The organism is Stenotrophomonas sp. UBA7606 (genome assembly GCF_002477705.1).
Lineage (GTDB): Bacteria > Pseudomonadota > Gammaproteobacteria > Xanthomonadales > Xanthomonadaceae > Stenotrophomonas.
Map to the genome: position 1 here is coordinate 1 of NZ_DLJW01000063.1, position 9264 is coordinate 9264.

Genomic DNA, 9264 nt, shown 5'->3' on the forward strand with positions numbered 1-9264 from the left:
TGGCTTTGGCCTTGGCGGTTGTTGTGCCTCCGGCTGTGGCTCTGGCTCTGGCTCTGGCTCTTGCTCTGGCTTTGGCTCTGGCCTTGGCTCTGGCCTTGGCTCTGGCCTTGGCCTTGGCTCTGGCCTTGGCTCTGGCCTTGGCTCTGACTCAATCCCTTCTCCCGCACGCGGGAGAAGGTGCCTCAACGGGGCGGATGAGGGCAGCTCTTGATTTGTAGCTGGTGCGTTTCCCGCTGCATGGCCAAGGCAAAGCAAAGCTGCACGGTACTTCGCACTACCCCCTCCCCGCTCCGCGACCGGCTCTTGCGCTGACACAAGGGCGCTCGAATGACCGCGAATCAATGGTTCGCAAGCGCCCCGCCCCGCGAGCGAGAGAGGGGCTTAAGCAGGTCTTCCAGCAGGGCCAATGCGGCTTACCGCCAGTTGTAGTTGAACGACAGGCCGATGATGCGCGGGTCGTTGTAGACCGCCGCCATGTAGTTCTCGATCACACCCTTGAGGTTTTTCTCGTTGGTGATGTTGCGGGCAAAGGCTGCCACTTCCCAGGCACCGTAACCACCGGTGTAACCCACCCGCAGGCCGCCTTCGAAGTTGCCCTTGGAGTAGAACTCCTTGCTGTCGTACAGCACGAACTGGGTCTCGCCCTGCTTGTTCCAGTCGGTGGCGAAGAACACCGCGCCATCATCGCCGACCGGAATGTCATAACGCGCAGCCAGGTTCAGGTTGTACTTCGGCGCGTTCGGCAGCGGGTTGCCATCGATCTGCGCATAGACATTGCTGCCGATCTTGATGGTCGGGTCGTTGACCGTGCATACCACCACGCCGTTGAGCGCGCAGACCTGCGCATACACACGCTTGTCCTGGATCTTGCTGTGCAGCAGGCTCAGGCCGGCGGTCAGCGACAGGTTGGGGATCGGACGCCAATCCATGTCCGCTTCCAGGCCGTAGGCACGGGCCTTGTCGGCATTGAACAGCACACCGTTGCCGTTGGAGTCGTTGCCGTTGAGCTGGATGTCGTTGACGGTATAGGTGAAGCCGCTGACGTTCAGGCGCAGGCGGTTGTCCAGCAGGCTGCTCTTGATACCGGCTTCCCAGGACAGGATGGTTTCCGAATCGGCAGTGGTGAAGTCGGCATTGAACACCGCCGAGCGGCCCTGGATGGTCGGCCCACGGAAGCCGCGCGCCACGCGTGCATACAGGCTCAGCTCCGGGCTGACCTCATACATCGCGCTCAGGTCCCAGCTGGGCTGGGTATCGGACATCTCGACGTTGTGGCGGCCCTTGTAGGTCACCAACCCGGCAGCGGTGTCGGCGGTCTTCAGCAGACGCGTGCTCTTCTCGTCCTTGGTCGCGCGGACACCTGCGGTCAAGGTCAGCGCATCGGTGGCCTTCCAGCTCACTTGGCCAAACCCGGCCCAGGAGGTGTTGATATTGCGCAGGCGCACCCAGTTGTTCGGGTTGTGCGCGGGCGTGGTGAGGAACCAGGCACGCTGGTAGAAATCGGTGGTGTCGCGGCCGTCGAAGTAGAACGCACCCACCTGCCACGACCACGGGTCGGTGGCATTGGAGGCCAGCCGCAGTTCCTGGGTGAACTGGTCCAGGTCCTGCACCTGGCCCATCGACTGGCCGTAGCCATTGGGCAGGCCATTGACCGGGTAGTCCACCGCGGCGCCGCCGTCGGTGTCGCCGCGGCTGTAACCGGAGGTGGTTTCGTAGGCGCTGATCGAGGTCAGCGTGGTGTTGCCGAAATCGTAGGTCGCCTTCAGCGAGCCACCGTGGGTCTTGTAGGCCTGCGGATTATTGTCGGCCTCGTCAAAAGCGACCTTGTCGCGCGGCACATCGACGCGGTTGCTGCCCTTCACCAGCGCGTTGCGCAGGAACAGGGTTGAAGTACCCTCGTAGTCGCGGGTGTGCGCCGAAGCCAGCAACGAGAACTGTTCGTTCGGCTTGTACAGCAGCTGCAGGCGCAGGTTGCGGTCGTCATAGCCGCCCATGGTGTCGTTCTTCGGCGTCACCGTGCCGTCGGCGCTGGGGCCGCGATAGGTGTTGTCCATCCAGTCGTCGCGGTGCTGGTACAGGGTGGAGACGCGGTAGGACAGCACGTCGTTGATCGCGCCGCCCATGCCACCGTCGATGGCCACCGTGTTGTAGCTGCCGTAGCTGATGTTGACCCGGCCACTCGGGTCCTGGCTGGGCTTGGCGGTGTCGAACTTGACGATGCCGGCGGTGGTGTTGCGGCCGAACAGCGAGCCCTGCGGGCCGCGCAGCACTTCCACCTGGTCCACGTCATAGACCGGGTTGGACTTGAGCACCACGTGCTCCAGCACCACGTCGTCCTGGATGATGGACACCGGTTGCGAAGCGCCAAGGTAGAAATCGATATTGCCCAGGCCACGGATGTAGAAGCGCGGGAAGATGCGCCCGGTGGTGGTCTCGGCATAGAAGCTGGGCACGCGCCCGGACAGTGCCAGCAAGGTGTCGTCGGCACCCTCGGTATAGCTGCGCAGCGCCTCGCCCTGCACCACGCCCACCGACACCGGCACGTCCTGCAGGTTCTGTTCGCGGCGCTCGGCGGTCACCGTCACCGCATCCAGCGCGGTGGCGCTGGCACGGGTGCCAGCAGCTGCGGTCTCCTGCGCCAGCGCCGATTGCGCGGCCAAGGGCAGGACCAGCAGCGCGCAGGCCTGGGCCAGCAGCGAGCGGCGTGGGATGCGGTGGGTAATACGGAGGGAAGCAGATACGGCGGGGTGAAACTGCATGGAGTCGCCCTTCATTGGCAGGTGATGAGTCCGTTCGGCCAGACAGCACCGATGGCACGTAATGGAAGCGCGCCGATCATCAACAGCCCAGATGGCAATCTGGTGACACCGCCATGGGCACAGCACCCATGGCGGTAGCAGGCTCAGCTACCCGATGCTTCACCGGCCTTGTAAACAGGCTCGCCATCTACCCAGGTTGACAGCACCTTCAGGTCATCAAGCTGGTCGGCGGCAATCGTCAGCGGGTCACGGTCCAGCACCACAAAGTCCGCGCGCAGCCCGGCCACCAGCTTGCCGACCTCGGCTTCGTCATGGCCAGCCCAGGCCGCATCGCTGGTAAAGCCGCGCAATGCTTCGGCCGCGCTCAGCCGCTGCTCCGGCTGCCAGCCACCCGGCGGCTGCCCGTCGCGGTCCTGCCGGGTCACCGCCGCGTACAGGCCCAGGCGTGGATCGACCTGTTCCACCGGGAAATCCGAGCCCAGCGCCAGCCGTGCACCGCTGTGCAGGAAGCGCTGCCAGGCATAGGCGCCAAGGATGCGCTCCGGCCCCACCCGCTGCTCGGCCCAGCCCATGTCCGAGGTCGCATGGGTGGGCTGCATCGAGGCGATTACGCCCAGTTTGGCGAAGCGCGGAATGTCCTCCAACGCGACCACCTGTGAGTGCTCGATACGCCAGCGATGATCCGTGTCCTTGTGGCTGCCCAGCACCTTTTCGTAGGTGTCGAGCACGATGCGGTTGCCGCGGTCACCTATGGCATGGGTGGCCACCTGCACCTTGCAGCCGTCGGCCTTGCGCACGGCGACCTCGAACTCCTCCGGCGAGGTCATCAGCAGGCCATGGTTGTGCGGGTCGTCGCTGTAGGCGGTAAGCAGGGCAGCGCCACGGCTGCCCAGTGCACCGTCCATGTACAGCTTGACTCCGCGCATCTGCAGGCGGCCGCCCGGGTGGGCGTACAGCCCGGTCTTGCACAGGTCGTCCAGCGCGGCGTTGTTGCCATCGGCGTAGGCATCGATGCGCAGCGGCAACTTGCCCTGGTCAGCCAGGCGCTTCATCAGCGCCAGGTCCTCGCGCGGCACGCCCATGTCATGCACGCCTGTCAGGCCGTTGCTGACCGCTTCCTGTAGCGCCGCCTGCAGGCGCTTTTCGCGCGAGGCATCGTCCAATGCGGGGATATGGGCGTAAACCAGCGAGGCCGCGCCATCAACCAGAACGCCGCTGGGCGTGCCGGCTGCATCGCGGAGGATGCGCCCGCCCTCCGGCTGCCAATCGCCGGACAGGGATTTGCCGGCCTTCTCGGCAACCCGCAAAGCCGCGCTGTTGACCCAGCCGGCGTGGCCATCGACACGCTCCAGGTAGACCGGGCGTTGCGGGAACGCGGCATCCAGATCGGCGACAGTGGGGAAATCGGTGTTGTCCCAGCGGTTCTGGTCCCAGCCGCGGCCCAGCAGCCACTCACCCGGAGCCAGGGTCTTCTCGAATGCCTGCAGACGCGCCACCACCTCGGCGCGGTTGCGTGCGCCGGTCAGGTCGGCCTGGGCCAGGGTATTGCCCAAGCCCATGATGTGCGCATGGGCATCGATCAGCCCGGGCACCACGGTGACCTTGCCCAGATCCAGCGCAGCGGCCTGCGGATAGGCCTTGCGCAATGCCTCGGCGCTGCCCACCTGCAGCACCCGGCCACTGTCGCTGTCCCAGGCCATGGCGCCAGCCACGGGCTGGGCGGCATCACCGGTGCGGATGGTTTCGGCCAGCAGCAGTTTCACCTCGGCCTGGGCCGGGAGTACATGCAGGCACGGGAGCAACAGGGCAAGACAGGCAACACGACGCATCACGCACTCTCCTGAACGGGATGGCAGCGACTATGCCGCCATCGCGCTGGGGTGACAAACCGTGGTGCAGCAGAGAAGGACGAATTGACTCAATCAGCGCTGACGTCGACCCGCACGCGGATGGTGTCACCCGGATGGTAATCGCGGCGGGTCTGGTACTGGCGGCCGGCGTATTCGTAGGTGACGTTGTAGCCGTCCACCCGTTCGCTCTCGCTGCCGTAGCCGCTGGGCTCGCAGACCCGCACATCGCTGCGGCGGTAATCGCGGCGGTTGCTGGCCTCATAGATCGCCCTGCCCGCGGCACCACCGGCAAGGGTGCCCACCGCCGTACCAAGGTAGCGGCCATCACCGCCGCCCACGCGGCTGCCCAGCACAGCACCAGCGATGCCGCCGATCACGGTCGCCAGCTGCCGGCCGGTATCACTGGCCTGCCGATACTGACCATCGTTGTAACCGCCGCCGCTGTAGCCGCCATTGCCGTCGTAGCCGTCATTGGGATACGGGTTGTTCTGATAGCCGTTGGTGGTACCGCCGTACACGTAGCCACCGTCATTGCGCTGGTAGCAGCGCTCGCTGCGACCACCACCATTGACGATGATCGGGTCCACCCGCACCACCCGCGCATTGTCGTAGACCGGACCATTGCTGCCGTAGTTGTAGGTGTTACGGCGGTACTGACCGTCGTCATAACGGCCATCCTGCCGATACTGGCCATCGTCGTAGTTGGGGTTGGGACGGTACTGGCCGTCGTCATAGTACTGCGCCGCGGCAGGCCTCGCCGCCAGCAGGCCCAGCACCAGCACACCAGCAACAGGCAATGAACGCAGCATGGCAATGGCCACCAAGGTTGGGATGAGCGATGCTCGGGCGTGGCGGGTGAAACCACCCTGAACCGGGCCGGCCCGCTGCAACGCGGCGCCGGCCCTTTCAGCAACCAGCAGGAATCAGGCCGAAAACTCGCTTTCCAGACTGATCGGCACAGCACTGAGAGCCTTGGAGACCGGGCAGTTCTGCTTGGCGTCGTCGGCAATCGCGCGGAACCGGGTTTCATCCAGGCCCGGTACCACGGCCTTTACCTTCAGACGGATCTGCGACAGCTGTGGCCCGCCCTCCATGGACAGGTCCACGTCGGCGCGGGTATCCAGCGAGCTGGGGGGGAAGCCGGCCTCACTGAGCTTTGCCGACAGTGCCATGGTGAAACAACCGGCGTGGGCGGCGGCAATGAGCTCTTCCGGGTTGGTGCCCTTCTCGTCACCGAAGCGGCTGCTGAACGCATAGCGGGTGTTCTCCATCAAGCCGCTCTGCGGTGTGCTCAGGCGGCCCTGGCCGGTCTTGAGGTCACCTTCCCAATGTGCGGTTGCGTGGCGCGATATACCCATGGTGGAACTCCTCGTTGTGGATGGCTGGCTGAGCGTAATGCATCGGGTGTTAGCGGCTTGTGCGCCGCAGCGGCTCCCTGCTGACGGCGTTGCGATGGCCATTGCCCCGCACCGGACAAGTGTTCCTGCAACTGTACTTTTCCAAGGGTTTTGGCCCATATGCATGCCGGGCACGCCGCCAAAAGCAATTTTTATGGGCTTTTTTGCATCAAACCTATTGGCGGCGTGCAATTGATGCCCTACATTTCGCTTGCCGACGGGGTCGGCACGACCAACAACCAACCGTTCACGGAACAGGAAATCATGGCAAAGACCGCTAAAAAGGCTGCCCCGAAAAAGGCAGTGAAGAAAGTAGCAACCAAGGCAGCAGCCAAGCCGGCCGCAATCAAGCCGATCAAGGAAGCCCTGACCAAGTCGGGTCTGGTCGCCCACATCGCCGAAGCCACCAGCGTTGCTGCCAAGGACGTGCGCGCCGTGTTCGCCGCCCTGGAAGGCGCCGTCGCCGCCTCGGTCAACAAGAAGGGCGCTGGCTCCTTCACCCTGCCGGGCCTGCTGAAGATCTCGACCGTGAGCGTCCCGGCCAAGCCGAAGCGCAAGGGCATCAACCCGTTCACCAAGGAAGAACAGTGGTTTGCTGCCAAGCCGGCCACCACCAAGCTCAAGGTTCGCCCGCTGAAGAAGCTCAAGGACGCTGCGCTGTAATAGCGCTACGCCCTGGCGATCAAACGGGACGGCTCTGCCGTCCCGTTTTTTTTGCCCACAGCTTGGCTGCCTCGGGTCAACCGCGCAGCCCTGCAAATGCGGCGCACCCGATAGACCTCGTCACCGGTGATGTCGCCGCACGCATGCCGACAACACCCAGGACACTGCGCTTGCCCGCGCCGCGTCGCTTCCTGCGCCCCTTGCCGCAGCTTGCCGCTTGAGCTGGCAGCGGTGCCCTCGCAACCTGCACCGCGTGGGGCACCACGGGGACGCCGGATGTCGCGGCAACAGGTGGCGGAAAACGTTCCCATGGGCCGCAGCGTTCCATCCACGGCGCACCTGACACACTGGAACACAGCGTCATGGTTCAACGCCTCGCAAGCACCGGTGGGCAGGCCTATGGTGGCCACTCATCCATCTGCCGTCTTGCCCCCATGTCATCCCCCAAGCATCGCTACCGCATCACCGTTACGCCGATCGAAACCGACGGCCAGCAGTGCAGTGGACGCTGCACGATCGAGTTCGAACAACGCAGCCAGTACAACTGGATGCACCAGCTGGAATCGGCGCAGGGTCAGCGCCGTTTGAGCTGCAATGAAGATGCCGGCGTGGTGGTGGCCAGCGGCTTGCTGGAAACGCTTGCCGAGTCGGCCGCAAAACCCGGCAGCCTGCTGGCCACGCTGCAGCCCGAACTTGGCCAGCTGCTGGCCAAGCTGCAGCGCCTGCAGACCCGCGAATGAGCGGCACGGCTAATAAGCCGTTCACCCGTTGCGGTTATCTTTGCCTCTTGTGCGATAACCGCTGCGAGTCGATCCAATGAAGCTGCGCCCCCTGCTCCTGTCCGCCCTCGCTGCCCTGGCCTTGGCCACCAGTGCCCATGCCGCCCCGCAAGTCAGCGGCAAGCAGCTGACGGTCGGCCAATCCGATGTCCAGCAGTATCTGGACAGCAGCTTCCCGCGTACCCAGAAGGCACTGGGCGGTCTGCTGGCACTGACGGTCAGCGATCCGCTCCTCACCCTGCCGCAGGGCAGCCGCCTGGACTTGGGCTTCGACCTGGCAATGGCCGCCGGGGGCTCGGCGATGCCAGTGGGCAAAGTGCAGATCAGCAGTGGCCTGCGCTATGACGCACAGACCCAGGGCTTCCACCTGGACCAGCCCACGGTCGACGGGTTCCGCCCTGCCGCGGGCAGTGGTGAGCTGGATGCCAGCACTCGCAGCCTGCTCAACAGCTGGCTGGCCGACTATGCCCGCCGTGAGCCGATCTACAAGATCGACCCCGCCATTGCGCGGGTGATGGGCGCACTGCAGGTGAAATCGGTGGGTATCCAGAACGGCCGCATCGCGGTGGACTTCAACCAGAATCTGGGCAGCTTCGTACCGCAAGGTTTGCTGGGCAACTGATCCAGACGGCGATGGGACATGAAAGAGGCCGCAATAGCGGCCTCTTTCATGTTGCTCCGTCGGGGGAGCAGCTGAGCTGGCAGTGACTTCGCGGCTTACGCCGCTTCCGCAAAAATCGCCCAGCACCGCGCAGTTGCGTCGGACAATCAGCGTTTGGGCTGCAGCATCGTGCCGGTGCACTTGGGCGAGCCGCAACGGCACTCCCAGATCTTCTTCAGGCGCGCAGTGTGGCGCTCGGCCAGGGTGATGCCGTAGTTGTAGGTCAATTCTTCGCCCGGCTTGATGGCGCGGATGGCTTCGATGAACACCTTGTCGGCGGTGCGGTCATCGCCCTCGGCTTCCTCGATCATCGCCTCGCAGTTCGGGTCGCAGCTGTGGTTGATCCAGCGTGCGTCGTTGCCCTTGTAGTTGGCGTCGATGACGTAGTCATCGTTCAGGGTGAAAAGGAAGGTGTGGCCACTTTCCACATCACCGGTGTCATCGGCGTCGACCTCGTCATGGGTGCGGCGCTTGCCCTTGTACTCGATGACGCGCTCGCCCTTCTTGATGTCGGCAACAGCGAACACACCGTTGCCGTGGATGGAGGATTTGCGCGCCTGGATCTTCTTGGGCATGTACATGGCCGGAACGTGAGTGAGGTGGTGATTCTCACCCATCGGGCGGGACAACCCAAGGGGCGGGGTTCTGGATCGGGATCCGCAGGAGCTTTGCGCTGGCCGTTGGCTGCCTTTCTCTCCATCGCACTGAAGGCGGGAAGCAGCGGCTGCGCCGCTCCCCCTCTCCTGCCTTCGGCATCCTCTCCCGCGAGGGGAGAGCAGAAGATCAATGGCTCCGGCGTGCACCTGCTCTTGCCCCTTCTCCCCTTGCGGGAGAGGGTTGGGGAGAGGGGTAGCGTTTGGCGCGCAATCGAATCCCACCACTATGCGCGCCTGACTTTTTGGGGAAGTAGAAGTCAAAAGCAGCGGCTTGGCCGCTCCCCACTCCTGCCTCGGCTTGCTCTCCCGCAAGGGTAGAGGAGAAGATCAATGACTCCGCGTGCACTTGCTCCTGCCCCCTCTCCCCTTGCGGGAGAGGGTTGGGGAGAGGGGTAGCTTTTGGCGCGCAATTGAAGCCCACCACTATGCCTGCCTGACTTTTTGGGGAAATAAAAGCCAAAAGCAGCGGCTTCGCCGCTCCCTCTCCTGCCTTCGGCAT

At 64.4% G+C, this 9264-nt stretch carries 8 protein-coding genes; 3 read left to right on the forward strand and 5 right to left on the reverse strand.

Translation table 11 applies throughout. The features are described from left to right. Positions 1-413 precede the first annotated feature (413 nt). From B2527_RS08525 to B2527_RS08540, 4 genes are all read right to left on the reverse strand, one after another. Entirely contained in the window at positions 414-2759 is a 2346-nt protein-coding gene (locus B2527_RS08525) for a TonB-dependent receptor (protein WP_293707889.1), read from the reverse strand. 143 nt (positions 2760-2902) lie between these two features. Further along, positions 2903-4588 carry an amidohydrolase gene (locus B2527_RS08530; protein WP_293707891.1) on the reverse strand — a complete coding sequence of 562 codons (1686 nt, stop codon included), beginning with the start codon at positions 4586-4588 and terminating at the stop codon, positions 2903-2905. An 89-nt stretch (positions 4589-4677) separates the two neighbouring features. Then, complete coding sequence (locus B2527_RS08535; protein WP_293707901.1) at positions 4678-5415, reverse strand: glycine zipper 2TM domain-containing protein; 738 nt, start codon at positions 5413-5415, stop codon at positions 4678-4680. A gap of 117 nt (positions 5416-5532) precedes the next feature. Then, on the reverse strand, positions 5533-5967 hold the full coding sequence (locus tag B2527_RS08540) for an OsmC family protein (RefSeq protein WP_293707893.1): 435 nt from the start codon (positions 5965-5967) through the stop codon (positions 5533-5535). 303 nt (positions 5968-6270) lie between these two features. On the opposite strand from B2527_RS08540, the gene B2527_RS08545 reads away from it, so the two are divergent. The 3 genes from B2527_RS08545 (at position 6271) to B2527_RS08555 (ending at position 8070) form a co-directional block, all read left to right on the forward strand. After that, positions 6271-6669 carry an HU family DNA-binding protein gene (locus tag B2527_RS08545; protein WP_293707903.1) on the forward strand — a complete coding sequence of 133 codons (399 nt, stop codon included), beginning with the start codon at positions 6271-6273 and terminating at the stop codon, positions 6667-6669. Between the two features lie 434 nt (positions 6670-7103). Next, positions 7104-7409 carry a DUF3861 family protein gene (locus tag B2527_RS08550; protein WP_293707895.1) on the forward strand — a complete coding sequence of 102 codons (306 nt, stop codon included), beginning with the start codon at positions 7104-7106 and terminating at the stop codon, positions 7407-7409. 76 nt (positions 7410-7485) lie between these two features. Beyond that, positions 7486-8070, forward strand: a complete 585-nt coding sequence (locus B2527_RS08555) for a DUF1439 domain-containing protein (RefSeq protein WP_293707897.1) — start codon at positions 7486-7488, stop codon at positions 8068-8070. A 146-nt stretch (positions 8071-8216) separates the two neighbouring features. Here B2527_RS08555 and B2527_RS08560 read toward each other — a convergent pair whose 3' ends face one another. After that, on the reverse strand, positions 8217-8684 hold the full coding sequence (locus B2527_RS08560) for an SET domain-containing protein (RefSeq protein ID WP_293707899.1): 468 nt from the start codon (positions 8682-8684) through the stop codon (positions 8217-8219). Positions 8685-9264: the final 580 nt, after the last annotated feature.

Excerpts from the sequence above, each read along its gene's own strand:
- B2527_RS08525 (WP_293707889.1), bottom strand. The coding sequence starts at position 2,759 with ATGCAGTTTCACCCCGCCGTATCTGCTTCCCTCCGTATTACCCACCGC.
- B2527_RS08530 (WP_293707891.1), bottom strand. The coding sequence starts at position 4,588 with ATGCGTCGTGTTGCCTGTCTTGCCCTGTTGCTCCCGTGCCTGCATGTA.
- B2527_RS08540 (WP_293707893.1), bottom strand. The coding sequence starts at position 5,967 with ATGGGTATATCGCGCCACGCAACCGCACATTGGGAAGGTGACCTCAAG.
- B2527_RS08545 (WP_293707903.1), top strand. The coding sequence starts at position 6,271 with ATGGCAAAGACCGCTAAAAAGGCTGCCCCGAAAAAGGCAGTGAAGAAA.
- B2527_RS08550 (WP_293707895.1), top strand. The coding sequence starts at position 7,104 with ATGTCATCCCCCAAGCATCGCTACCGCATCACCGTTACGCCGATCGAA.
- B2527_RS08555 (WP_293707897.1), top strand. The coding sequence starts at position 7,486 with ATGAAGCTGCGCCCCCTGCTCCTGTCCGCCCTCGCTGCCCTGGCCTTG.
- B2527_RS08560 (WP_293707899.1), bottom strand. The coding sequence starts at position 8,684 with ATGCCCAAGAAGATCCAGGCGCGCAAATCCTCCATCCACGGCAACGGT.